A 25,510-nucleotide genomic window follows, 5' to 3' on the forward strand; every position below is an offset into this window, starting at 1 on the left:
TCTCAGTCACGCATGGCACGGCGGGCGGAATCCGTCCGTTGGGCCGCATTGGCCACGTCCACCTCGACGGAGAGCACCGTGACCGACTGGTCCGAGGCCAGCACCGGGTTGAAGCGCAGCCGGGCCACCTGCGGGTGGTCGTCCTTCAGGGCGGCCACCCGGGCCAGCAGGTCCTGCAGGGCTCCGGTGTCCACCGAGGGCAGCCCGCCGTACCCGAAGAGCTTGGCCGAGGCCCGCGGAGCGCGGATCATCCGGTCCAGGTCCTGATTCGTCAGCGGCGGGACCCGGTGCACCCAGTCATCCAGCAGGTCCACCGCGTCCCCGGCGATCCCGAAGGACACCACCGGGCCCAGCAACGGGTCCTCGAGGGCCGTGATGGTGCAGGCCTGCCCGGGCCGCGCCATGGACTGCACCTCGAGGTCCGGGCTGCCGTAGGGCTCAAGCACACGGCGCATCTGGGACACGTTGCGCCGCAGGGACTCGGCGTCCACGATGTTCAGCCGCACCCCGCCCAGGTCCAGCCGATGCCTCAGATAGGTGTCCACGGCCTTCACGGCCACCGGCCAGCCGAGCTGTTCGGCCGCGCGCACGGCCTCGTCCTCCGTGCTGAAGCGGACCGAGGGCAGCACGGAGATGCCGTAGCACCCCAGCAGCTCGCCGGCCTCGGCCGAGGAGAGCCGGAGCAGGTCCGTCCCCGTGGCCCGGGCGGTGAACTCCTCGATCAGCTGCTCGGCGCGGTCACGGTCGATGCCTTCCGGTTCCGCCGGCACGCCCGCCTCCGCCTCACGCCACCGGCAGTACCAGACCAGCCGGGACAGGACCCGGGCGGCCTGTTCCGGCGAGGAGAAGAGGGGCAGGCCCTGCTGGAGGCCGCCGTCCTCGGAGGCCGGCCCGGGCTGGCGGACGGTGGTGGAGCGGTAGCCGGGGTCCAGGACTCCCGTCAGGGACGCCAGCACGGTGACGTCACGGTCCCGCGAGGCCTCCTGGATCGCCGCCGCCAGCCGGTCGGCGTCTCCGGGCTGTTGGTGCATTCCGGTCTGGGTGGCCACCAGCAGCGCGTCCACCTCGCCGGAGTCGATGACCGAGGTGACAGCCCGGCCCACCGCGTGCACGGACTCGTCCACCGTGTGTTCAGCGTCCAGGTCAGGGACGAACTGCGTGCGCGCCACCGTCAGGCCGTGGCGTTCCGCGGCATCCACCACCACGCGGTTCAGGGCCAGCGAGTTGCCCACCACGCCCACGCGGGACCCCGCCGGCAGTGGCTGGCAGGAGACCAGCTGCATCAGGTCCATCAGGTCCTCATGGTTGTCCACCTGGATGACGCCGGTCTGCTCCAGCATCGAGTCGACCGCGCCGAGGGGCGCCTGGGTGGTGCGTGTCTCGTGTCCCGGGGGCAGCCGGCGGCCCATGACATCCGAACGGGCCACCACCACGGGCTTGGAGCGGGACAGCCGCCGGGCGATGCGGGAGAACTTGCGGGGGTTGCCGAAGGACTCGAGGTAGACGCCCACGGCGGCCGTGGCCGCGTCATCCTCGAAGTACTGCATCGCGTCATTGCCGGAGACATCGGCCCGGTTGCCGGCGGAGAGCATCGAGGACAGGCCGATGCCCCGGCGGTGGGCCGCCGCGAACAGGGTCACCCCGATCACCGCCGACTGGGAGAACAGCCCCACCGGGCCGCGCAGCGGCAGGAACGGCGAGACCGAGGCGTTGAGGCTGACCCCGGGCGCGGTGTTGACCAGGCCGGCCGAGGCCGGGCCGATCACGCGCATGCCGTTGGCCCGGGCCTGACGGACCAGGGCGCGCTGGTGCACCAGGCCGTCCTGGCCGGCGTCGGCGTATCCGGTGGTGACCACCAGGAGGCCTTTCACCCCGTGGCGGGCGCAGTCCTCCACCACGGCCGGGACCTCGGCCGCCGGCACGGCGATGACGGCGAGGTCCACCGGGCCGGGGACTTCGGCCAGGGTGCCCCGGGAGATCATCCCGGCCACCTCCATGGCCTCCGGGTTGATGCCGTAGACCGGGCCCGTGAACCCCCCCTCGATGATGTTCTCCAGCAGGGCGAACCCCACGGAACCCCACTGCCGGCTGGCCCCGATGACGGCCACGGACTCCGGGGCGAGCAGTTCGGCCACGGACCTCGCCTCCGCGCGGTGCTCCCGCGACTCCATCACGGCCCGGACCTTGGCGGTGGGGTCGATGGAGAAGGCGACGGCCACCACGCCGTCATCGAAGTGGCGTTTGACCTCGAAACCGGACTCCTGGAACACGGAGAGCATCTTGCGGTTCTCCGGCAGCACCTCGGCGATGAACCGGCGGATGCCGTTCTCGCGGGCGGCCACGGCCAGGTGCTCCATGAGGATGGAGCCGATGCCCTTGCCCTGGGAGGCATCCGAGATGTTGAAGGCCACCTCGGCCTCCAGCGGATCGGACAGCCGGTCGTAGCGGCCGATCCCGAGGATCTCCGTGCCGAGCAGCACCACGAACGCCACCCGGTCGCGGTAGTCCACGTGCGTGAACCGCTCCATCTCCTTGCGGGACAGGGAGGACTTGAACGTGAAGAACCGCAGGTAGATGGAGTTCTGCGACTGCGACTCGTGCATGCGGGCCAGGCCCTCGGAGTCCTCCGGTCGCACGGGGCGCAGATGGGCCGTGGTGCCGTCCCTCAGGACGACATCGGCTTCCCAGTAGGCCGGATATTCGAGGGATTTCGGCGTCTCACCCATAGGATCACAGTAGACAATTCCCGCCCGCCAGCAAGGACCCCCGGCAGAATCATGGCCCGTACCCCCAAGAAATCCTCCGCTCCGGCCACCCAGGCCATCCCCTTGGAGCAGGAGAACATCGTGGACATCGACGTCTCCGCGGAGATGGAGACCTCCTTCCTCGAGTACGCCTACTCGGTGATCTACTCCCGGGCCCTGCCGGACGCGCGGGACGGGATGAAGCCCGTGCAGCGGCGGATCCTGTACATGATGAGCCAGATGGGGCTGCGGCCCGATCGCGGGCATGTGAAGTCCGCCCGCGTGGTCGGTGAGGTGATGGGCAAGCTGCACCCCCACGGTGACACCGCCATCTACGACGCCATGGTGCGTCTGGCCCAGCCGTTCTCCCAGCGCCTGCCGCTGGTGGACGGCCACGGCAACTTCGGCTCCCTCGACGACGGCCCTGCCGCCCCGCGCTACACGGAGGCCCGGCTCGCCCCGGCGGCCCTGGCCATGACCACCTCGCTGGACGAGGACGTGGTGGACTTCGTCCCGAACTACGACAACCAGTTCACCCAGCCGGCCGTGTTGCCCGCCGCCTTCCCCAACCTCCTGGTCAACGGCGCCTCCGGGATCGCCGTGGGCATGGCCACCAACATGGCACCCCACAACCTCCGGGAGGTCATCTCGGCGGCCCGGCACCTGCTGGAACATCCCGAGTCGACCCTCGAGGAGCTCATGGAGCACGTGCCCGGGCCGGATCTGCCCTCCGGGGGGCGCATCGTCGGCCTGGACGGGGTGCGGGACGCCTACGCGTCCGGACGCGGCTCCTTCAAGATCCGTGCCAAGGTCGCGGTGGAGCAGGTGACGGCCCGCCGGACGGGGCTCGTGGTCACCGAGCTGCCCTACGGGGTCGGGCCGGAGAAGGTGATCGAGAAGATCAAGGACGCCGTCAACGCCAAGAAGCTCACCGGCATCGCGGACGTGCTCGACCTCACGGACCGCAAGAACGGACTGAAGCTCGTCATCGAGCTCAAGAGCGGTTTCAACCCCCAGGGCGTGCTGGCCCAGCTGTACAAGACCACGTCGATGGAGGAGTCCTTCGGCATCAACAACGTGGCACTGGTGGAGGGTCAGCCCCGCACCCTCGGGCTGGTTGAGTTGCTCCGGGTCTATGTGGACCACCGGCTGGAGGTGGTCCGCCGGCGCAGCACCCACCGCCTGAACAAGAAGAAGGATCGCCTGCACCTGGTCGAAGGCCTGCTGCTGGCCCTCGTGGACATCGACGAGGTCATCCAGATCATCCGGACCTCTGATGACACCGCCGCCGCCCGGACGCGGCTCATGGGCGTCTTCGACCTGACGGAGATCCAGGCCAACCACATCCTGGAGCTGCGCCTGCGTCAGCTGACGAAGTACTCCCGGCTCGACCTGGAGACGGAGCAGGAGGAGTTGCTGGCCGCCATCGCGGAGCTGGAGGCCATCCTCGCCTCCGACCAGCGCTTGCGGGACCTCGTCTCCGGCGAGCTGGCGGAGGTGGCCGCCGAATACGGGGACGACCGCCGCACCGTGCTGCTCGAATCCGAGAACCTCGCGCCCCTCAGCGCCACGGCGGGTGCCTCTCCGGCGGCCGGCCGGGGCGGTGCGGCCCAGGCGGTGCTGCCCGGTACAGCCGGCGCGGAAGGCCTGATGGTGCCGGACACCGCCTGCTTCGTGGTCTTGACCACGGCGGGTCAGCTGGCCCGGACGGCCGATGACACGCCGCTGGCCACGGCCGGTCGCCGTCAGCGGCATGATGCCTACCTCTCGGTGGTGCCGACGACGGCGCGTGGGGAGATCGGTGCCCTCACCTCCGCCGGGCGCATCCAGCGCGTGCAGGTCGTGGACATACCCGCCCTGACGGACGCCTCCCCCACCCCGAACCTCGCCGCCGGGGTGAAGGTCAAGGACTTCCTCACCCTGCAGCGCGGCGAGGCCCTGGTGGCCCTGGTCCCGTTGGGGGCTGTCCTGGCCCTGGGGACCCGGAACGGTGTGGTCAAGCGGGTCAATCCGGAGTGGCCGTTGAACCGTGACGATTTCGACGCGATCGCCCTGAAGGACTCCGACGTGGTGATCGGCGCCGGTCCCGCCGGGGACGAGGACCAGCTGGTCTTCATCACCCGCACGGGCCAGCTGCTGCGTTACGCCGCCGCGCTGGTGCGTCCGCAGGGCCGCACGGCCGGTGGCATGGCCGGCATCAAACTCGCCGCCGGTGACGCCGCCATCTCCTTCTCGGCCGTCCCGGCTGACTGCCTCGAGGGCGAGCACCGGGCCGTCGTGGTGACCGTGACGTCCGGCGAGGACACGCTGCCGGGCACCGTCCCCGGGTCCATGAAGAAGACGCCGCTGGACGAGTACCCGGCCAAGGGCCGGGCCACCGGGGGCGTCCGGGCGCACCGGTTGCTCAAGGGCGAGACCGAGCTGCAGCTGGCCTGGTCGGGGCCCCAGCCGGCGCTCGGGGCCTCGGCGAACGGCGTGGCCCGTTCCCTGCCGGCGGAGTTCGGCCCCCGGGACGGCTCCGGGCTGGCCATGGACCAGCTGGTGGAGGCGGTCGGGACCGGGGCGTCACCGGAGGTCGCCGCCCCAGACCCGGTGGACCCACCGCGTGGCCTGGTCGCGGCACCCACGGACGCGACGCCCTTCGATGACGGCTCCGACGCCGTGATCACCGGGGACTGAGCAGCTCCAGGTGCACCTCACCGCTGGAGGCGAAACGGCGGTCGTGGGTGACCATGACGGCGATCTTCTCCGCCAGGGCCGCCCGCAGGTCCACCACCAGTGCGGCGGCCTCGTCCGCCCCCAGGTGCGCGGTGGGCTCGTCCAGGAGCACGACGTCGGCCCGGGCCAGTAACGCTCGGGCCACCGCCACCCGCTGGCGCTGGCCACCGGAGAGGTAGTGCCCCGCCGGTCCCAGGCGCGTGTCCAGTCCCCGTGCCGTGCCGTGCAGCCAGCCCCCCAGCCCCACCAGGTCCAGCACGGCCAGGAGTTCTGGCTCCGTGGGACGGTCCTGCGGGTCGCGGGCGAGGTTGAGGTTGGCGCGGAGGGTGGAGTCGAACAGGTAGGCGTCCTGAGGACACCAGGCCACGGAGCCGAGGGCCGCCTCGAGGGAGTAGCTTCCGCGCCGCAGCGGCAGGAAGCCGAGCAGCACCGCCAGCAGGGTGGATTTGCCGGACCCCGAGGGGCCGGTGACCACGGCGAGTTCTCCGCGCCGGACGGTCAGGCCCAGGCCGGTGAAGACGTCCCGGTCCGTCCCCGGATACCGCACCGCGGCCGAGGACAGCTCGAGCGCCGTCACGGTGCCGCTCGGGCTGGAGGCCGCCCCGCCGGCGCCCGGACGGAGACCGCCGCCCGCCACGAGCAGCGGTGCCGTCTTGGCCAGTTGACGTGTCAGCACGGCCGCCTCCTGGCACGCGGTGCCGTACAGCCCGAGGGGTTCGGCCAGGGCCAGCATCAGGAACACCAGCATGGCCGTGACGGGGGCGGTCACGCCGTGCTGGAAGCACAGCACCAAGGTCTGCACCGCCGCCCAGCCCGAGAGCAGTGAGGTGAGGCCCTGCCCCAGTCCGGAGGCCGCGGCCTGACGTCTCAGAGGCCGGTGGGCTGTCCGGTCGGCGGCGGCGAACCGGTCCGCGGCGAGGGTGGCCACCCCGTTGCCGGCCAGGTCCGGGGCGGCGGCGAACAGGGCGGAGGTGCGCTGGAGCAGCCCCGTGCGGTGGTCGGTGAGCGCGCGGGTGGTGTTCCGGTCCGCTGTGGCCACCACCAGGGGCACCAGCACGAGGCCGGCCACCCCGGCCACCACGGCCGGCCACCACGCCGCCGGGGCCATCAGGACCACGATCAGCACCGTGACCAGCCAGCTGATCACCGCGGCGGGGATCGGGACGATCACCCGGGGCACGGCGTCGCGCAGCTCGTCCACGTCCGCCACCAGCACGGACAGGGCACCACCGGAACGGGTCAGCCGCCCCCAGTGGGCCGCTTGGGTGCCCAGCGCATCCCAGAGCCGCAGCCGGATCCGGTTGGCCCAGCCGAGGACCGCGTCATGGGTGTCCAGCCGTTCGAGGTAGCGGAACAGTGCCCGGCCGATCCCGAAGAAGCGCACCATGACGATCACGGACAACAGGAACAGCACCGGCGGCTGGTAGGCCGCCTGCACGATCAGCCAACCGGAGAGGGCGGACAGCAGGGCCGCCGCCAGGGTGGCCGCGGCGGCCCAGAGCACGCCGGTGATGAACCTCCGGTCGGTCAGCGGCAGCAGGCGCAGCCACTGGCGCCAGCCGCCGGCGGCGCGGCTTCCGGCCGGCTCGTCATCGGCTCCCGCTTCGTCACGGTGCGGGCCGAGGTGACTGGTCATCTCCGCCCGCACAGTGGGATCTGTGGCGGTGGCCGGGAGGGTGGGTGCGGGGGTGGCGCCGAGGACCGTGTCCGCCACCCGGTGCAGGCGCCGATCATGTGAGGCCACCACCAGCAGGGCCCGGACCGGTCGGCCGTCCGGCAGCCGGCTGGAGCGCAGCTGTCCGATCACGGCGCGAATCGTCTCGGCATGACCCGGGTCCAGGTGGGCGGTGGGCTCGTCGAGCACCACGAGCCAGGCGGGGCCGGTCTGAGGCCCGGACGCCGCCATCAGCCGCACCAGCACGCGGGCCAGGCCCAGCCGGCGTCGTTCCCCGGGGCTGAGCTCATCCGGGTGGCGCGCGCCGAACCCGGCCAGGCCGCAGGCGGCGAGCGCCTCCTCCGTGCCCCGGACGGAGCCGGCGGCTGCCGCATACAGCTCGAGTTCCTCGCGGACCGTGGGCTCGCTGAAGGAGGGGTGTTGGCCGAGCCAGGCCACGGGCCGGCCCGCCAATCCGCACACCTGCCCGGAGAACTCGGCCTCCCCCTCCCGCAGGACGCCGGCGAGGCCCGCGAGCGCTGTGGTCTTGCCGGTCCCGCTGGGCCCGCCGAGCACGGTCAGCCGCCCCGGTGCCAGATCCAGGTCCAGGGGCCCGACGGCGGCGGCGGGCGTGCCGCCCTCAGCGTCCCGGTAGGCGATGCCCAGGTTCCGCACCGTGATGCCGTCCTCGGGCATCACCAGGAACGGGGAGGTGGGCGTCGGGCTCAGGACCTGGGCCAGCGTGGCGGGGACCGGCCGCTCGGTCTCGGCGCGGGCCCGGCGCAAGGCCTCCACCCCGTCCTCGGAGGCGTGGTGGGCGGAGCCGATCTCCCGGAACGGCAGGTAGACCTCGGGGGCCAGGGTGAGCACGAGCAGCCCCGTGTAGAGGTCCAGCTCCCCGTAGACGAGGCGAACCCCGATGAAGACGGCGACCACGGCCACGGACAGGGTGCTGATGAGTTCGAGAGCGAAGCCGGACATGAAGGCCGTCTTCAGGGTGGTCATGGTGGTGGTGCGGTATCGCTCGGAGACCCCCGCGAGCGCCTGGCGCTGGGTGCCGGCCCGGCGCAGGCCCACGAGCACCGGCAGGCCCCGGGCGAGCTCCAGCACGTGGTGGGACAGCCGGTCCAGTCCGGCCGCGGCCTGCGCCACCCGGTCCTCGGTGTACCGGCCGATGAGGATCATGAACACGGGGATCAGCGGGAGGGTCAGGGCCACCACGAGGGCCGAGACCCAGTCGTGGCCCAGGATCCACAGTCCCAGCACCAGGGGCATGATCGCTGCGGTCAGCAGGGCGGGCAGGTACTGGGTGAAGTACTTGTCCAGGCCGTCGAGTCCGGTGGCGGCCAGTACGGAGTCCTCCCCGGCGCGTTCCGAGCCCGCCCCGGCCCCGGTCAGCCGGTGCGCCACCAGGCGGTGACGCAACTCCTCCTTGGCGCCGAGCGCGGCGCGGCGGGCGAACACCTGCTGTCCCCAGGTGGCCACGGCCCGGGCCAGTACGCCCGCCAGTCCCAGGGAAGCGGCCGAGGCGAGGGTGGCCACGGCGTGCTCCGAGGTCAGCCCGTGCGCCACCGGATCGTAGGCGGCCGGATCGGGGGTGAACAGCAGGCCGAGGAGGTTCTCGCTGTCCGGTGCGGGCAGCCGCTGGGCCAGCCAGGCGAGCCCGCGGGCCAGCGCCGTGGCCAGCAGGATCCAGCCGGCGGCCTTGAGACCGGCCAGCAGGGCCAGGACGGCGAGCGCGGCCCGGCCGGAACGGGAGGTGGGCAGTTCGGGTTTCAGACCGGCGTCACCACATGCGATTCGGGGATGTGGGTCTCCGCGAGCCGGCGCCGGAACACCCAGTACACGTAGGCGGAGTAGGCCAGGATCAGCGGCACGAACACCACGGCCACCCAGGACATCACGGTCAGCGTGTAGTCGGAGGAGGAGGCGTTCTGGGCCGTCAGGTGGAAGGCCGGATCCAGGGTGGAGGGCAACACCACGGGGAACACCGCCAGGAAGACGCCGGCGGCCCCGGCCACGAGGGAGCCGGCCAGCCCCACGAAGGTCCAGCCCTCACGACGGTACCGGGCCGCGGCCCGGGCCCCCAGGGCGGCCACCAGGGCCAGCGTCAACAGCGCCCAGGGCAGCAGGCCACCGTCACGGGAGACGACCAGTGCACCCCAGGCTCCCATCGGCAGCAGGTACAGCGGCAACCACCGGGTGAGGTGACGGTGGGCGGCCTGCCGCGGGCCGCCGTCGGTCTTCAGCCCGATGTAGGCCCAACCCATGGCCAGGGAGAAGCCGACCACGGCGAAGCCGCCGAGGATGCCCTCCCAGGTGAGCCAGGCGAACGGTCCGCCCACCCGGTCCCCGTTGGCGTTCAGCGGCAGCCCGGTGGTGCACACGGCCAGCATCAGGCCCACGCTGAAGGCGGCCACGGCGGATCCACCGGCCAGGCACCAGTCCCACAGTCTGCGGGTCCGGGCCGTGCGGGACTTGCCCCGGTACTCGATGGAGACGGCCCGCAGGATCAGCGCCAGCAGGGCGATGGTCAGGGGCAGGTAGAGCCCGGCGAACAGCGCCGCGTACCAGTGCGGGAAGGCGGCGAAGGTGGCTCCGGCGGCGGTGATCAGCCAGACCTCGTTGCCGTCCCAGACGGGGCCGATGGTGTTCAGCAGCACCCGGCGCTGGCTCTCGTTGCGGGCCCAGCCCCGCATCAGCATGCCGACGCCCAGGTCGAAGCCGTCCAGGACCAGGTAGCCGGTCCACAACACGGCCACCAGCACGAACCAGAAGGCCGGCAGGAACTCGGTGGTCATCTCAGCGGTCATCTATCTCCGGCTCCTTAGTAGGCGAAGGCGAGCACGTCGGCATCGTCCCGGGGGGCACCCGGGCCGCCCGGGCCGCCGTCGGGCCCGTCCTCCGCAGTGAGTTCGGGCATCCCGGCCGGCACGCCACCCTTGACGTAGCGGGTGAGCAGGACGACCTCGACCACCATCAGCACGGCGTAGACCGTGGTCAGCGCGATCAACGAGAACAGCAGCTCCCCGGCGCTGACCCCCGGCGAGACGGCCGCGGCCGTGTACATCCAGACCTGGTCGATCCCGGTGGGGTCCGGGTTGGGGACCACCACGAAGGGCTGGCGGCCCATCTCCGTGAAGATCCAGCCGGCCGCGTTGGCGCCGAAGGGGGCCAGGATGCCGAACACGGCCAGGCGCATCAACGGCTTCGAGGCCGGGACGGTGCCCTTGCGGGTCACCCACAGGGCGAGCGCCGCCGCCAGTGCCGCCAGTCCGCCGAAGGTGATCATGATGCGGAAGCCCCAGTAGGTGACCTCCATGACCGGCAGGTAGTCGATCTCCTGTCCGGCGCGCTCGCCGTACATCGGGTCGTCCGGCAGGTGGGTGCCGTAGGCCTCCTGGTACTGCGGGATCAGGGTGTTCACCCCCGCCACGTCGGTGGTGAAGTCGTTGTACGCCAGGAAGGACAGCAGGCCCGGGACCTCGAAGACCCCCACCACGTCGTCACAATCGGTGGCCCCGTCACTGCGCAGGTCCGCCACGGCGAGCACGGAGAAGGCCGTCCCGTCATGGCAGGCCGCCTCCGCCGCCGCCATCTTCAGCGGCTGCTGGTGGATCATCAGCTGGGCTTGGGCGTGCCCGGAGAAGGCGGTGCCCAGGAAGGCGACGAGCGCGATCCACGCGCCCCAGCGCAGCGAGCGGTACCAGACGCGGTAGTCGGTCTGATCGCGCCCCTTGGACCCGGTGGTGCCCACCACCACGGTGCCGTCCGCCGCCACGGTGTCGATGCCGTCCCGGCGGCGCTTCCACAGGTGGAACCAGGCGATGCCCAGCAGGAAGCTGCCGGCCACGGACAGGGCTCCGGCCAGGGTGTGCGGGAAGTGCACGAGCAGGGTGTTGTTGGTCAGCACGGCCCAGATGTCATTCATCACGGGGCGCCCGTCCACCATCTCGATGCCCACCGGGTGCTGCATCCAGGCGTTGGCGGCCAGGATGAAGTACGCGGAGAACACGGAGCCGATCACGGCGCACCAGATCGCCGCCAGGTGGACCCTGCGGGGCAGGCGCTTCCACCCGAAGATCCACAGTCCCAGGAAGACGGATTCCATGAAGAACGCCACGAGGGCCTCCATGGCCAGGGGTGCACCGAAGACGTCACCGACGAAGCGGGAGTACTCCGACCAGGCCATCCCGAACTGGAACTCCTGGACGATCCCGGTGGCCACGCCCATGATGAAGTTGATCAGGAAGAGCTTGCCCCAGAACTTGGTCATCCGCAGGTATTCCTCGCGGCCCGTCCGGTGCCACATGGTCTGCAGGGTCGCGACCACGAGCCCGAGTCCGATGGTCAGGGGCACCATCATGAAGTGGTAGACGGTGGTGATGCCGAACTGCCACCGGGCGATGTCCAAGGGATCCATGCGTTTTCCTTCCCGGCCGAGACCACGACTTCTACAACGTGTAGAAGACAGCGTATCCGTAAGTTCTACATCCTGTAGAATAAGAGCAGTCCACAGGGACGATTGTGGTGAACATCATCGGCATCAGGGAGGCACCCCATGGCACTGGGAGATTTGGAACGGTCCGTCATGGACCTGCTGTGGGACCACCAGGGGCCCCACACCGCCAACGACGTCCGCGACGCCCTGACCGGGGATCTGGCCGTCACCACCGTGCTGACCGTGCTGTCCCGGTTGGAGAAGAAGGGCCTGGTCCGCCGCGACGGCGGCCGCCGCCCCCACCGCTATGCCGCCGTCTCGTCCCGCGAGGAGCACACCGTCGGCCTGTTGAACGACGTCCTGGGATCCGTCCCGGACCGGGAGGCCGTGTTGGCCCGCTTCATCGGCGGCATCGGCCCGGACGAGGCCGCCGCGGTGCGCCGGCTGCTGGGATCCTGAGTACGCCGGGATCCGGCCGGGGCAGCCGGGACGGCCGGCACGCCTAGAATCTGATCGTGTCCGTCCTGCTGCTCGCCGCACTGGCCGTGATCCTGGCCTGGCCGGTTCCGGTCCTGCTCGGACGTGCCCGCTGGGTCCGCCGCGCCCCGGCCGCCGCCATGGTCCTCTGGCAGTCCGTGGCGCTGGCCGGCGGGCTCTCGCTCATCGGCTTCCCGCTGCTGTGGGGGCTGGCACCCTTCGGTGACACCGTGCTGGACGCGGCGCCGGCCTTCATCACCGCCCTGGCCGACGGCTCCTGGATCCCGCGGTTGGAGCAGGACCCCTGGCTGCCCACCCGCATCGCCGCGGCCACGCTGGCGCTGGCACTCTTCGCGCACCTGGTGTTGACCCTGGCGGTCACCGCCGTGAAGACGGTGGCCAACCGCCGCCGGCACCGGCAGATGGTGGAGTTGCTGGCCGCCCCGCCCTCGGAACGCAGCCGGCTGGCGGAGCGCACGGCTGGCACGCCCACGCGGGTGCTGCCCCACGATGTACCGCTGGCCTACTGCCTTCCCGGGCTGACCGGTTCCCTGACGGTCCTCTCCCGCGGCCTGCTGGAGCAGCTCTCCGCGGGTGAGGTGGCCGCCGTCGTCACCCATGAACGGGCCCACCTGCGGCAGCGTCACGATCTCCTCCGTCTGGCGTTCGAGGCGTGGCACCGGGCCGTGGCCTGGCTGCCGACCACGTCGACCGCCCAGGGGGCCGTGGCCGGACTGACCGAGATGATGGCGGACGACTCCGCCCTCGCGGCCCACGGACGCGACGACCTGATCCGTGCCATCGTCCTGACCGGCGAGGCCGGCACCCTCCCGCCCGGTCGCGGGGAGGCCCCGCCGACAGCCAACATCCAGGGCGACGGGGCGGTGCCCCTGACCCTGCGCCTGTACCGGCTGCTGTCCCCCAGTGCCCCCCTGCCCGCCGCGGCACGTCTGGCCGTGGTGCTCGCCGCCCTCTGCCTCGCCGCCTTTCCCTTGTGGCTGCTGCTGTGGCCCTGACGGCCTCGCATCCGGTGGGCAACTTGTCGGTAGGCTCTCAGGTCTCTCCCAGTGGACACCCGGCGTGCCATCGGCTGGGTTTCGATAGGCTGGGGTGCTGGTGGCGTCCGCCGGCCCCACCGCATCCCTCGATCCCCCGACCCCCTCGACCCCCCACGAACGGACCAGGCCCCATAGTGCAAGGCAATGCGATCTTCCGCCACTCCAACGCTTCCCTCCTCTCGGTGACGGAAGTACTGGCGCCTGTCACTGTGACGAGTGCGCAGATCGACCAGGAGCTGGCCCCCGTGTTGAAGCGCCTGCGCCTGCCCCAGGGATTGCTGCCGCGCGTGGCGGGCGTGACGGCCCGCCGCAACTGGGAGCATCCGGGCCACTTCCAGGAGGGTGCCGCCGAGGCCGGCCGCCGCGCCCTGCAGCAGGCGGGCGTGGAGCCCGGGCAGATCGGGCTCATGGTCAACACCTCGGTCACCCGGGAGTCTCTCGAGCCTTCCGTGGCCGTGCGGATCCACCACGAGATGGGGCTGCCCACCTCCGCCACGAACTTCGACATCACCAACGCCTGCCTGGGCTTCGTCAACGGCATGACCCTGGCCGCCTCGATGATCGACGCCGGCCAGATCGACTACGCGATCGTGGTGGCCGGCGAGGACTCCGTCAAAGTCCAGCAGGCCACCTTGGAGAACCTCAAGGCACCGGACGTGGACCGCGCCTCCTTCATGGAGCAGTTCGCCTCGCTGACCCTCGGCTCCGGCGCGGCCGCCGCCGTCATCGGCCGCACGGACCAGCATCCTGAGGGCCATCGGATCCTCCGGGGCGTCACCCGAGCTGGAACGGACCACCACGACCTGTGCGTGGGAGACCACAAGGGCATGTTCACGGACTCCACCGCCCTGCTCAACGACGGACTCGAACTCGTCATGGACGCCTGGAACGACGTCCCGGCGGACTGGGGCTGGTCCGGCATGGACCGCTACGTCACCCACCAGGTCTCCCGGCTGCACACCGATTCCATCACCGAGGCGACGGGGTTGGACCCGGCCCGATTCCCCGTCACCTACCCCGAACTGGGCAATGTGGGGCCCGCCTCCCTGCCGATCACCCTGGCCCGGGAGGCGGACACGCTGTCGCCCGGGGACAAGGTGTTGTGCATGGGCGTCGGCTCCGGCCTGAACACGGCCATGCTGGAGCTCGCCTGGTGAGGATCCCGGCCGCTCCCGCCACCCTTCCCACCGAGTCCTCACCGGTCCCCCTGCCCGGCTGGGACTCCGCCTGGAGCCGGCTCGTGCCGATCCAGACGGCCGGCGCCACCCGGACCCTGCACGTGCTGGACACCTCCGCGGTGTTGGCCGGCGAGGGGTTTCAGCCGGACGGCACCATCCTGGCGGTCCACGGCAACCCCACCTGGTCCTACCTGTGGCGTTCCCTCGCCAGCGCCACCCTGGACCTGGCCCGCGCCGGCGGGCCCGTATGGCGCCTGCTCGCCCCGGACCAGCTGGACATGGGCTTCTCCGAGCGGATCGCCCACCCCGCCCTGCCGCACCCGGACCGGTTGGACGACGCCGGCTACCGCACCCTGGGCGGGCGGCTCGCCGACCTCGACGCGTTGGTCTCCGCCCTCGGACTGGACACCGCGGCCCGCGCCGGCCACCCCCTGCTGACCCTCGGTCACGACTGGGGCGGCGTGGTCTCCCTGGGCTGGGCCGGACGGAACGAGGACCTCGTGGCGGGTGCCATCACGCTGAACACCGCGGTGCACCACCCCGGCTCAGCGGCGCTGCCCGTCCCCCTGCAGGCGGCCCTGGCCGGGCCCCTGCTGCCCGGGTCCACCGTGCTGACCGACGCCTTCCTGCGGGTCACCACGGCCCTGGGCCACCCCGGGCTCGCACCGGAGCTCAAGGCCGCCTACCGCGCGCCCTACCGCTCGGCGACCCGCCGCGGTGGGATCGGCGGCTTCGTGGCGGACATCCCCGTGGGCCCGGACCACGCCTCCCACCCCGAATTGCTGCGCGTGTCCTCCGCCCTGTCCGGGTTCAGCAAGCCCGCGCTGCTGCTGTGGGGACCGAAGGACCCGGTGTTCCTCGATACCTACCTGGCCGATCTGCTGCAGCGGCTGCCCCAGGCCGACCTGCACCGGTTCGAGACGGCCGGACACCTGCTGGCCGAGGACGTGGACATCGCCGAACCCATCCTCCAGTGGGCCGGACGGATCCTGGACGGCACCGCTCGGGACCGGGCCGCCGCATCGACTGCGCCCACGGACCGCGGCGGTTGGGAGGCCACCGGCCCGCAGCCCCTGTGGTCCTTCCTCGATACCTGGCGGGACAGCCCGGAACCGGCCCTGGTGGACATGGCCGGGCCGGACCGGGCGCCGTTGGGCTGGAACCGGTTGGCCGCCGTCGTGGACGCCATCGCCACCGGTCTGGTGGACCGCGGGGTACGCCCCGGGGACCGGATCTCGATGATGGTCACCCCCGGACGGGACCTGACCGCGGCGCTCTACGCGGCCCTGAAGATCGGCGCCGTCGTGGTCGTCGCCGATGCCGGCCTCGGCGTGGCGGGCATGACCCGCGCCGTCCGGGCGGCCCGCCCCGACTGGGTGATCGGCAAGGTCCCCGGGCTGACGGTGGCCCGCACCCAGGGCTGGCCGGGGCGGCGGCTGTCCGTCGAGACCCTGCCCGCGCCCTTGGCCCGGGCCCTCGGGGTCCAGGACAGCCTGTACCGGATGGCCCTCACCTTTGACGGGGAGGCCTTCACGGCCGTCCCCGGCCCCTCCGACCCGGCGGCGATCCTCTATACCTCCGGCTCCACCGGGCCGGCCAAGGGCGTGCTCTACACCCATGGGCGGCTGGCGGCGCTGGCGGGACTACTGCAGGAGGTCTTCGAGGTCCGCCCCGGGTCCTCCCTGCTGGCCGGGTTCGCGCCCTTCGCGCTGCTGGGTCCGGCCATCGGAGCCACCTCGATCACCCCGGACATGTCCGTGACCCGACCGGCCACCCTGACGGCCACCGCGGTCGCCGACGCCGCACGGACCGGACGCGCGACCATCCTCTTCGCCTCCCCGGCAGCCCTGCGGAACGTGGTGGAGACCGCTGCGGACCTCGGAGCCGAGGACCACACCGTCCTGGCGGGCATCGAGCTGGTGCTGTCCGCCGGGGCCCCCGTCCACCCACAGCTCATGAGAGAGGTCTCAGCGATCTTCCCGGCAGCGCGGTTCCACTCGCCCTACGGCATGACGGAGGCCCTGCTGCTGGCCGACATCGACGGCCAGACGGTCCTGGACCTCGATGAACGGGACGCAGCCGAGGACGGGGTCTGTGTGGGCCGGCCCGTCGGCCCCGTGCGTCTGGCCATCGCCCCGTTGGGCACCGACGGCACCGCCTCCGCCACCCTCCTCGAAGGGCCCGAGGCCTCGGGTGTCCTCGGTGAGGTCGTGGTCTCGGCGCCACACCAGAAGGCAGGCTACGACCGCCTCTGGCTCACGGACGTGCACAGCAAGCGGGACACCCTGCACGGCCGGCAGTGGCACCGCACGCAGGACGTGGGGCACCTCGATGCCGACGGCCGCCTATGGATCGAGGGGCGGCTGCAGCACGTGGCCACCACCCCGGACGGCCCGGTGGCCCCCGGCGGGCCGGAGGCACGCATCGATGCCATGCAGTCCGTCTCCCGGTCTGCCGTGGTGGGCGTGGGACCGCGGGGCACGCAGGCCGTGGTGGCCGTGGTCGAGGCCGCGCCGCAGCCCGGGACCCGCACTCCGCGTGCCGGGCTGGCCCCGACGGAGCTGACGGCACAGGTGCGCCGGGCGGCGGCACCGGTGCCCGTCGCCGCCGTGCTCGTGACGGACCGGGTCCCCGTGGACATCCGCCACAACTCGAAGATCGACCGCACCCGGCTGGCCCGCTGGGCGGACGGTGTCCTGTCGGGCGGCGCCGTAGGGACCCCATGAGCGCCCGGCAGGACCTGCGGGTGCTGGTCACCGGGGCCTCCGGCCTGCTCGGTGCCGGGGTGGCGCGCCGGCTGGTGGCCGAGGGCGCCGACGTCGTGACCTTGCAGCGCCGCCCCTCGCAGGTGCCCGGCGCGCGGGACGTGACCGGATCGGTGACCGATCGGGACGCCGTGGCCCGGGCCATGGCCGGGCGGAACACGGTGGTCCACGTGGCCGCGAAGGTCTCGGTGTCCGGGCCGGCCCCGGCCTACGAACAGGTCAACGTCGCCGGGACACGGCTGGTGCTGGAGGCGGCGCGCCGTGCCGGCGTGGAACGCCTCGTCCACCTCTCCTCCCCGTCCGTGGCCCATGTCGGCACCTCGATCGTCGGGGACGGGGCGGGACCCGCCGATCCGGGCCGGGCCCGCGGACACTACGCCCGGACCAAGGCCGCCGGTGAGCTGCTGGCCCTGGCGGCCGATGCACCGGACCTCCGCGTACTCGTGCTGCGGCCGCACCTGATGTGGGGCCCCGGGGACACCCAGCTGACCGAGCGGGTCATCGAGCGGGCCCGTGCCGGACGGATGCCCCTGCTGGGACCCTCGGCCGCACTCATCGACTCCCTGTACACAGAGAACGCCGTGGCCGCCGTGGTGGCCGCCGTGGACGCGGTGGACCGGGTGCACGGCGAGGCGCTCGTGGTGACCAACGGGGAGCCCCGCCCGGTCGGCGAGCTGGTCCGCGGGCTCGCCCTGGCGGGCGGGGCGCCCGAACCACGGCTGCGGATCCCCGCCGGGCTGGCCCGCGGGGCCGGCTCCCTCATCGAGCGTCTCTGGGAAGGGGGCGGCTTCGGACGGGATGGCGACGAACCTCCGCTGACGCGTTTTCTGGCCGAGCAGCTCTCCACCGCCCACTGGTTCGACCAGCGGCGCACGCGCGAGGTCCTGGACTGGAGGCCGGAGATCTCGATAGACCGTGGCCTGGAACTGCTGGCGGACCACTACCGGAACCGCTAGCCCCGCACCGCGCTGAGATGGCACTCGGGATAGGGGTGCTCGCCGTCAGGGCAGACGATCACCCGCCAGGTCTCGCCGAAGCCGGCCTCGTGCAGGACCCTGGCCAGTGATGAGGGGTTCCAGCGCCAGGCCGGTGCGGCCACGTGCTGGAACTCCTCGACGTCCCGATCGGATTCCAGCAGGGCCTGGAACGCCAGCAGGACCTGACACCCCGGCTCCGTGTGCGCCGCCCAGGAGGCCAGCACCGCAGGGACCTCCTGCGGCGGGACGTGGATCAGGCTGAACCGGGCCAGGATCCCGTGGACGGGTCCGCCCTCGCGGACCGCCGGCTCGGCCGCCGGGTAGTAGGCGTCCCCGGCGATCCAGGTGCGCCGCGGATACCGCCGGCGGGCGATCTGCAGCATCCCGGCCGAGGGATCCACGCCGATGGTGCGGAAGCCCCGGAAGGCCAGCTCCACCGTGACGTGCCCCGTCCCGCAGCCCAGATCGAGGATGGTCCCGCCCCGCGGCAGCCCGTCCATGAAGGCGTCCAGCGCGTGCCGGTCCAGGGGACGCTGCCACGGCCCGGGGAAGGTGCGGTCGTAGAGTTCCGCCAGGGCGTCGTAGCCGGGTTGCCCGGTGGGGGTCCGGTCAGGTGTCAATGCGCTCGAGGTCCAGGTCCTGGGCGCCGGAGATGATGAATTCCTTGCGCGGGGCGACGTTGGAGCCCATCAGCAGGTCGAAGACGTGCTCCGCCCGCTGCAGCGCGTCCTCGGCCTCCGGGATGGTCACCCGGCGCAGCATGCGCTGGCTCGGATCCATGGTGGTGTCCGCCAGCTGATCGGCATCCATCTCCCCCAGGCCTTTGTAACGCTGGATCGGCTCCTTGTAGTTCTTGCCGTCCTTCTCCAGCTTCGCCAGCAGTCGGTGCAGCTCCTGTTCCGAGTAGGTGTAGACCACCTCGTTGGCCTTGGAGCCGGCGTGGACGACCTCGACCCGGTGCAGCGGTGGCACGGCCGCGAAGACCCGTCCCTCCTCGACCATCGGGCGCATGTAGCGGAAGAACAGGGTGAGCAGCAGGGTGCGGATGTGTGCCCCGTCCACGTCCGCGTCCGTCATCAGGATGACTTTGCCGTAGCGCGCCGAGGACAGATCGAAGCTGCGCCCGGCCCCGCCGCCGACCACCTGGATGAGGGCGGCGCACTCGGCGTTGGAGAGCATGTCCCCCACGGAGGCCTTCTGCACATTGAGGATCTTGCCGCGGATCGGGAACAGGGCCTGGAAATCTGAGGAGCGGGCCAGCTTGGCGGTGCCGAGGGCGGAGTCGCCCTCCACGATGAACAGCTCGGAGGAGGCCACGTCCGTGGACCGGCAGTCCGCCAGTTTCGCCGGCATGGTGGAGGTCTCCAGCGCGTTCTTGCGCCGCTGGTTCTCCTTGTGCGTCCGGGCCGAGATGCGGGACTTCATCTCCGCGACGACCTTCTCCAGCAGCACCGAGACCTGCGTCTTGTCCTGCTTCTTGCTGGACTTGAAGATCGCCCCGAGTTGCTGTTCGACCACCTTGGCCACGATCTGGCGGACGGCCGAGGTGCCCAGCACCTCCTTGGTTTGGCCCTCGAACTGCGGCTCGGCCAGGCGCACCGTCAGCACCGCGGTCATGCCGGCCAGCACATCGTCCTTCTCCAGCTTGTCATTGCCGGCCTTGAGCTTGCGGGCGTTGGCCTCCACGGTCTTGCGGAAGGTCTTCAGCACGGACTGTTCGAAACCCGCCTGGTGGGTGCCGCCCTTCGGGGTGGCGATGATGTTCACGAAGGAGCGCAGATGGGTGTCGTAGCCCACGTCCCAGCGCAACGCGATGTCCACCACGCACTCGCGTTCCACGTCCTGCATGGCGGAGCGGCCATCCTCACCCAGGACCGGGACCCGCTCGGTGAAGGTGCCGGCGCCCTGCAGCCGCCACACGTCGGTCACGGGGCTGACGGAGGAGAGGTGGTCCACGAACTCGGAGATGCCGCCGTCATAGTGGAAGACCTCCTCATACGGGCCGGACTCCCCGGGTGTGCCGGGCAGCCCCCGATCGTCCCGCAGGGTGATCTTGAGACCCGGGATGAGGTAGGCCGTCTGGCGGGCCCGTTGCTGCAGGTCCTCATAGGAGAACTTCGCGTCCGGTGTGAAGATCTGCTCGTCGGCCCAGTACCGGACGCGGGTTCCGGTCAGGCCCCGCTTGGCCTTGCCGACGATCTCCATGGGTGACTGGTTGGCCGAGGCGGTGAAGGGCGCATCCGGCCGGGCCACGGTGCCGGTGTCCTGGAACTGTCCGGGCTCGCCCCGGTGGAAGGACAGCTGGTGGATCTTGCCGCCGCGGAAGACCTGGACGTCCAGCCGGGAGGACAGGGCGTTGACCACGGAGGCGCCGACGCCGTGCAGGCCGCCTGAGGCGCCGTAGGAGCCACCGCCGAACTTGCCGCCGGCGTGCAGCTTGGTGAAGACGACCTCGACGCCGGACAGTCCGGTCCTCGGCTCGATGTCCACCGGGATACCGCGGCCGTTGTCCTCCACCTCCACGGCGCCCCCGGCATGCAGGGTGACGGTGATCGACTGGCCGTACCCGCCCAGGGCCTCGTCCACGGAGTTGTCGATGATCTCCCACAGACAGTGCATGAGTCCGCGCGAGTCGGTGGACCCGATGTACATGCCGGGCCTCTTGCGGACGGCTTCGAGCCCTTCCAGCACGGAGAGGTGCCGGGCGTTGTACTCACTGCTGCTGGACATGCGTGTGCCTTACTTCCCTTCATGGCGGGCGATTGTCTTCGCCCCCTGCTCCGTCCCCGGCGCCGAGAGGCGGATCCTCGTCCTTCAGGTTATCGGCCGGGGAGACCAATCCGCCGGAACCCCGCCGGGCGGCCGGGGTGCCGACCACCGGGGCGGTGGTACGCAATCAGCGAACACGACGCACTTGCCCTCGCGGGTGCGAACAAAAATGACAAGATGGTGGTTCTCTAGATATATGCAGTACCCCGAACAGTTACCGACCCCCCGGTCACGAGCTACCGATCCTCAGGGATCAGGGGCGCCAGATGAGGAGGCCATCATGACCACCACCGCCACAACGATTGAATCGCCCGTGTTGACCGGTGCAGACCGTTGCGACCGTTGCGGGGCCCAGGCCTATGTGCGGGCCGTGCTGACGAGCGGCGGGGAGCTGCTCTTCTGCGGTCACCACGCCCGCTCCGTGGAAGACACCCTCCGTCCCCAGACCACCATCTGGCAGGACGAGACGGACAAGCTGCACGAGAAGCAGTCGGTCGACGTCGACTGAGACGTCCCGCAAGCCGAGAAGGCCCGGCCCCCCGCGAGGGGGCCGGGCCTTTGTCGTCCCACCTCGCGGCGGGCGGGCCGGCTCAGTCCAGGTAGTCCCGCAGAACCTGTGACCGGGAGGGGTGGCGCAGCTTCGACATGGTCTTGGACTCGATCTGGCGGATCCGTTCACGCGTCACGCCGTAGACCTTGCCGATCTCGTCCAGGGTCTTCGGCTGGCCATCCGTCAGCCCGTAGCGCATGGCCACCACGCCGGCCTCGCGCTCAGCCAGGGTGTCCAGCACCGAGTGCAGCTGCTCCTGCAGCAGGGTGAAGCTCACCGCGTCCGCGGGAACCACGGCCTCGGAGTCCTCGATCAGGTCGCCGAACTCGGAGTCGCCGTCCTCACCCAGCGGGGTGTGCAGCGAGATGGGCTCGCGGCCGTACTTCTGGACCTCGACCACCTTCTCCGGGGTCATGTCCAGCTCCTTGGCCAGTTCCTCCGGGGTGGGCTCGCGACCCAGGTCCTGGAGCATCTGACGCTGCACGCGGGCCAGTTTGTTGATGACCTCCACCATGTGCACGGGGATACGGATGGTCCGTGCCTGATCCGCCATGGCACGGGTGATGGCCTGACGGATCCACCAGGTCGCATAGGTCGAGAACTTGAAGCCCTTGGTGTAGTCGAACTTCTCCACGGCACGGATCAGACCCAGGTTGCCCTCCTGGATCAGGTCCAGGAACAGCATGCCGCGCCCGGTGTAGCGCTTGGCCAGGGACACCACGAGGCGCAGGTTGGCCTCGAGCAGGTGGTTCTTCGCCCGGCGACCGTCCGCCACCACGAGCTCCATGTCCCGGCGCAGGCGGGCGTCCTTGATGGGATCGTCCTTCATCTTCTGCTCGGCATAGAGTCCGGCCTCGATGCGCAGGGCGAGGTCGACCTCCTGTTCCGCGTTGAGGAGCGCCACCTTGCCGATCTGCTTCAGGTAGTCCTTGACCGGATCGGCGGTCGCCCCGGCCGAGACGACCTGCTGGACCGGTGCGTCGTCTTCGGCATCGGAGACGACGAAGCCACCGGAGGTGGATTCCTCCTCGGCCTTCTCGGCACCGGCTGTGGTCTCGGTGCCTTCCTCGTCCTCAGCCTCCGCCTCGATCTCACTCGAGGCCTTCACAGCCACCGATGGCGTGGCAGCGGCCTTGCCCACGGTCGGGCCGGACTTGGCTGCGGGCTTCTTGGCAGCCGCGGTCTTCTTGGTCGCCGTGGTCTTTGTGGCGCGCGACGTCGGGGTGGACTTCCGAGCGGACGTGGCGGCCGGTGCGACCGCCTGGTCCTCCGCGACGGCGTCCTCGACGACCGTGCTGCCGTGTGTCTCGGTCTTCTTGGAAGAAGTAGTCACTCATTACCTTTCGTACGGGCGTCCCGAGGGACCCCTGACGGTCAACACCACTATGACCCTGTCAAATCCGCGGGAACTGCACCCGGACGGCACGGGAGGTTCTCCCGTGGTTCTCCGGACCCGCGGACGCAGGGTCTTCTCTGTGGTCAACGACCCATCACGCGCATTTGTTCCCGCCTACCCGAGATCCACCGCCCGAAGGAGTACTTCGGTGGCGGCAGGCGGCGGGGCGGGAGACGGCAAGCGTCCGGGTCAGCCTCGCCGATTATGCCACGGACCGGGCCCGCCGGGTCCATCCTGGCCCGCGCGCCGACCACCGGGTGCTCAGCTGGTCCGGCGAGCGGTGGCGGACCATGCGGTTTCCCGCCTGCCCGCCCACCCGGAGAGCATCCCCCGGTCCACGATCTCGCCCAGCAGTTGCCCCAGGGGGTACTCGGGGTCGTCTCGGTGGTTCTCCTCCAGGATCCGTCCCGCGACCGAACCACGCCCCCGGGCCCACTCGACCCAGGCCACCAGACACCGCAGGGCGGCAGCCACCGGTCCGGCCGCCTCCGCCAACAGCTCGGTACACGCGGTCCGCAGGTGGGCGATCCGCTCCCAGTCCGGTCCGCGCTGACTGGCCGCCAGGATCACTGAGGTGAACAGCACGCCGTTGACCTCCCGCGGCACGGTGCCCAGCAGCTCGGCCACGGCCGGCGGGACGGTGCCCAGCCAGGCGGCGCCGGAGGCCGCTCGGTCCAGGGAGAAGCTGGCCGCGGCGAGGAGGCAGTCCCGCCACTGGACCCGTATCAGGCCCGCGGCCAACAGGGCCCGGGCAGAGGGGTCCTCCGGCAGGACACCGCAGCCCAGGACGTGGTCCCATCCCGACAGCCAGTCCACGAGGGCCATCGCCACCTCGTCCTGGAGTTCCTCCGCCGTGGACTGGTCATCGCCACCCCCACCGCCCCACCGGGGGCCGGCCACTCCCAGTTCGGCGATCTGCAGCACGGCGGCCAGGAGATCATGGGAGAAGTCCGTCGCGGGGGTCGGCAGGCCGCTGCCCACCGGTTCCTCCGAGACGAGGGAACCCTCCAGGATGAGGGAGGCGTTGATCACGGACGTCTCCACCCGGGATGCCGGTGAACCGTGACCGGAGCACGCGGTCGGGCGGGGACAGTCCACGTGCCACAGCCTCCCGCGGGCGACCAGCCACATCTCCATCAGCGGCAGTCCGGCCTCGGCGAACTCACGGCCCAGGGCCGTCGCGAGCAACCGGTCTGATTCCGTGATGGGCTCCGCGCCGGCCGGGTCAGCCAGGCCGGCACCGGCGTCCCGGAACAGCACGGCGACGCATCCATCCGCCCGACGATCGTTGGCCAGGTGCCCGGCGAACTGCCGGGCATAGGAGGTGTGCGCCGGCCAGGTGAGTACCGCGGCCGGGTCCCAGTCGCAGCGCAGGACCGCGCCGAGGCTGCGGCCCGCCAGACTGATCGCTGTGAGGCTGTTGCGGGGCGGGAAGCCCAGGGTGTGCTGGATGTAGCTGATCAGGTCCGCCACGTCCACGGCCCTGACCGTGGGACGGGTGGACGGGCTCGGAAGGACGGCGTCGCCGGGGAGATCTCTCTGCATGACCCCACGGTTCCGCCTCCGGTGCGGCCGCGGTACCGTCCAGTCCTCCGGCTGTGGGGCCGCAGACCCATCGGGTCACCTGTGGAGGAGGCCACCTCCCCCGATCCGCCCCCGGGGCTATCGGGCGTCCGGGTGCTCCCCGGAGTCCTCCGGTGCCTCGCCGGACTCGCCCTCAGCCGTCTCGTCGGTGGCCGTCTCGTCTGTGGAGGCTGCGCCGTCACTGCCGGCATCCAGCGCGTGCCGCGGTTGGCTCTGCAGGTATTCCTCGACGGCGGCACCCAGCTCCTCGGCGTCGGGCACCTGGTCGTCGGGCCCCACCAACAGGGACCTGCCGGCACCCGGGGAGTTCTGGTCGAAGTTCTTCTCCAGCCCTTCCACCATGGCGGTGACCTCGTGTGAGGCGCCGGTCTGGCGGTCCAGCTCACGGTCCACCTCACGGCCACGCTCCCGCAGCTCGTCGGTGGGCAGCATCAGACCGAGCGCGGCGCCCACGTATTCCAGGGCGGCGACGGCGGCCTGCGGGTAGGCGGCTTCGGCCAGGTAGTGCGGCACGTGCAGCGTGTAGCCGCTGGTTCCGTGGCCCTTCTCGTCCAGGCGCAGCTCCAGCAGTTGGCTGACACCGGAGACCATCCGTGCCCGCGGGCTCCACGTGGACAGGCCGGCGACCAGCTCCTCGCGGTTGCCGTGGGCGGTCACGCCCAGGGGGCGGGTGTGGGGCACGGGCATGGGCACGGCATCCACCAAGGCCACGAGCTTGACGTCGAGCTTCTCCACGAGGAACAGCACGGAGGCCACGAAACGCTCCCATTGGTAGTCCGGCTCGGGTCCGGACAGCAGGAGGAAGGGCCGGCCCAGGGAGTCGGAGACCAGGTGGAGCTGAAGGTGCGGGGACTGGTAGTCGCGGAAGCGTTCACCATCGAAGGTGATCTGTGGACGGCGGGCGCGGTAGTCGATCAGCTGGTCCGCGTCGAAGCTGGCCAGCAGTTTGTGTTCCAGCGAGTCGACCAGGGTGTCTCGGACCTGCTCGGCCAGATGCCCGGCATTCAGATGTCCGCCGAAGACCGCCAGCATGCCCAGTCCACGCAACGCGGTGGCGCCGTCGAATCCTCCGGCCAAGAGGTCACGGCCAGCCGGCTCGAGGGTGAACAGCGTGGTGGGGTCCTGCATGAAACGTCCTTCCGTGCCTTGCGGTGCTACCTGTCTTAGACAGTCCAACGTACTGTGGCCGCGGGCTATTC

At 71.2% G+C, this 25,510-nt stretch carries 16 protein-coding genes; 7 read left to right on the forward strand and 9 right to left on the reverse strand.

Annotated elements, in window-relative coordinates:
* Nucleotides 1-2: 2 nt before the first annotated feature.
* Entirely contained in the window at nt 3-2,726 is a 2,724-nt protein-coding gene (locus ACSU1G_RS10370; RefSeq protein ID WP_439279838.1) for a bifunctional acetate--CoA ligase family protein/GNAT family N-acetyltransferase, read from the reverse strand.
* A gap of 51 nt (nt 2,727-2,777) precedes the next feature.
* Between ACSU1G_RS10370 and ACSU1G_RS10375 the strand changes: the two genes are divergently transcribed.
* A complete protein-coding gene (locus ACSU1G_RS10375; RefSeq protein ID WP_439279839.1) occupies nt 2,778-5,423 on the forward strand; it encodes a DNA gyrase/topoisomerase IV subunit A in 2,646 nt (881 codons plus the stop codon).
* Here ACSU1G_RS10375 and cydC read toward each other — a convergent pair.
* The 3 genes from cydC to ACSU1G_RS10390 all read right to left on the reverse strand — a co-directional run bounded on the left by cydC (nt 5,410) and on the right by ACSU1G_RS10390 (nt 11,539).
* The gene (gene cydC, locus ACSU1G_RS10380; protein ID WP_439279840.1) at nt 5,410-8,688 is read right to left on the reverse strand and encodes a thiol reductant ABC exporter subunit CydC; all 3,279 of its coding nucleotides are present in this window, start codon (nt 8,686-8,688) and stop codon (nt 5,410-5,412) included. The genes ACSU1G_RS10375 and cydC overlap by 14 nt on opposite strands.
* Before the next feature lie 203 nt (nt 8,689-8,891).
* Nucleotides 8,892-9,929: a cytochrome d ubiquinol oxidase subunit II gene (gene cydB / locus ACSU1G_RS10385; protein ID WP_439279841.1), complete on the reverse strand. Its 1,038-nt coding sequence runs from the start codon at nt 9,927-9,929 to the stop codon at nt 8,892-8,894.
* 14 nt (nt 9,930-9,943) lie between these two features.
* Nucleotides 9,944-11,539, reverse strand: coding sequence for a cytochrome ubiquinol oxidase subunit I (locus tag ACSU1G_RS10390; RefSeq protein WP_439279842.1), 1,596 nt, complete (start codon nt 11,537-11,539; stop codon nt 9,944-9,946).
* 138 nt (nt 11,540-11,677) lie between these two features.
* On the opposite strand from ACSU1G_RS10390, the gene ACSU1G_RS10395 reads away from it, so the two are divergent.
* The 5 genes from ACSU1G_RS10395 to ACSU1G_RS10415 all read left to right on the forward strand — a co-directional run bounded on the left by ACSU1G_RS10395 (nt 11,678) and on the right by ACSU1G_RS10415 (nt 17,991).
* Nucleotides 11,678-12,016 carry a BlaI/MecI/CopY family transcriptional regulator gene (locus ACSU1G_RS10395; protein WP_439279843.1) on the forward strand — a complete coding sequence of 113 codons (339 nt, stop codon included), beginning with the start codon at nt 11,678-11,680 and terminating at the stop codon, nt 12,014-12,016.
* Nucleotides 12,017-12,072: 56 nt separating this feature from the next.
* Nucleotides 12,073-13,050, forward strand: coding sequence for a M56 family metallopeptidase (locus ACSU1G_RS10400; protein ID WP_439279844.1), 978 nt, complete (start codon nt 12,073-12,075; stop codon nt 13,048-13,050).
* Nucleotides 13,051-13,226: 176 nt separating this feature from the next.
* The gene (locus ACSU1G_RS10405; RefSeq protein WP_439279845.1) at nt 13,227-14,249 is read left to right on the forward strand and encodes a 3-oxoacyl-ACP synthase III; all 1,023 of its coding nucleotides are present in this window, start codon (nt 13,227-13,229) and stop codon (nt 14,247-14,249) included.
* The gene (locus ACSU1G_RS10410; protein WP_439279846.1) at nt 14,246-16,996 is read left to right on the forward strand and encodes an alpha/beta fold hydrolase; all 2,751 of its coding nucleotides are present in this window, start codon (nt 14,246-14,248) and stop codon (nt 16,994-16,996) included. Before ACSU1G_RS10405 ends, ACSU1G_RS10410 begins: the two co-directional genes overlap by 4 nt.
* Complete coding sequence (locus ACSU1G_RS10415) at nt 16,993-17,991, forward strand: NAD-dependent epimerase/dehydratase family protein (protein WP_439279847.1); 999 nt, start codon at nt 16,993-16,995, stop codon at nt 17,989-17,991. The genes ACSU1G_RS10410 and ACSU1G_RS10415 overlap by 4 nt, the downstream gene beginning before the upstream one ends.
* Here the strand turns inward: ACSU1G_RS10415 and ACSU1G_RS10420 are convergent.
* Together ACSU1G_RS10420 and ACSU1G_RS10425 are read right to left on the reverse strand one after the other, a co-directional pair.
* On the reverse strand, nt 17,988-18,632 hold the full coding sequence (locus ACSU1G_RS10420; RefSeq protein ID WP_439279848.1) for a class I SAM-dependent DNA methyltransferase: 645 nt from the start codon (nt 18,630-18,632) through the stop codon (nt 17,988-17,990). The genes ACSU1G_RS10415 and ACSU1G_RS10420 overlap by 4 nt on opposite strands.
* Nucleotides 18,622-20,742 carry a DNA gyrase/topoisomerase IV subunit B gene (locus tag ACSU1G_RS10425; RefSeq protein ID WP_439279849.1) on the reverse strand — a complete coding sequence of 707 codons (2,121 nt, stop codon included), beginning with the start codon at nt 20,740-20,742 and terminating at the stop codon, nt 18,622-18,624. The genes ACSU1G_RS10420 and ACSU1G_RS10425 overlap by 11 nt, the downstream gene beginning before the upstream one ends.
* 319 nt (nt 20,743-21,061) lie before the next feature.
* Here ACSU1G_RS10425 and ACSU1G_RS10430 point away from each other — a divergent pair, with 319 nt between their 5' ends.
* A complete protein-coding gene (locus ACSU1G_RS10430; protein ID WP_439279850.1) occupies nt 21,062-21,289 on the forward strand; it encodes a DUF7455 domain-containing protein in 228 nt (75 codons plus the stop codon).
* A gap of 82 nt (nt 21,290-21,371) precedes the next feature.
* On the opposite strand, the gene ACSU1G_RS10435 is transcribed toward ACSU1G_RS10430, so the two are convergent.
* From ACSU1G_RS10435 to ACSU1G_RS10445, 3 genes are all read right to left on the reverse strand, one after another.
* Complete coding sequence (locus ACSU1G_RS10435) at nt 21,372-22,664, reverse strand: RNA polymerase sigma factor (protein ID WP_439279851.1); 1,293 nt, start codon at nt 22,662-22,664, stop codon at nt 21,372-21,374.
* 324 nt (nt 22,665-22,988) lie between these two features.
* Nucleotides 22,989-24,272: a DUF4192 family protein gene (locus ACSU1G_RS10440; protein WP_439279852.1), complete on the reverse strand. Its 1,284-nt coding sequence runs from the start codon at nt 24,270-24,272 to the stop codon at nt 22,989-22,991.
* Nucleotides 24,273-24,389: 117 nt separating this feature from the next.
* Nucleotides 24,390-25,439: a proteasome assembly chaperone family protein gene (locus ACSU1G_RS10445; protein ID WP_439279853.1), complete on the reverse strand. Its 1,050-nt coding sequence runs from the start codon at nt 25,437-25,439 to the stop codon at nt 24,390-24,392.
* Nucleotides 25,440-25,510: the final 71 nt, after the last annotated feature.

It is taken from the genome of Microbacterium sp. A93, assembly GCF_051842835.1.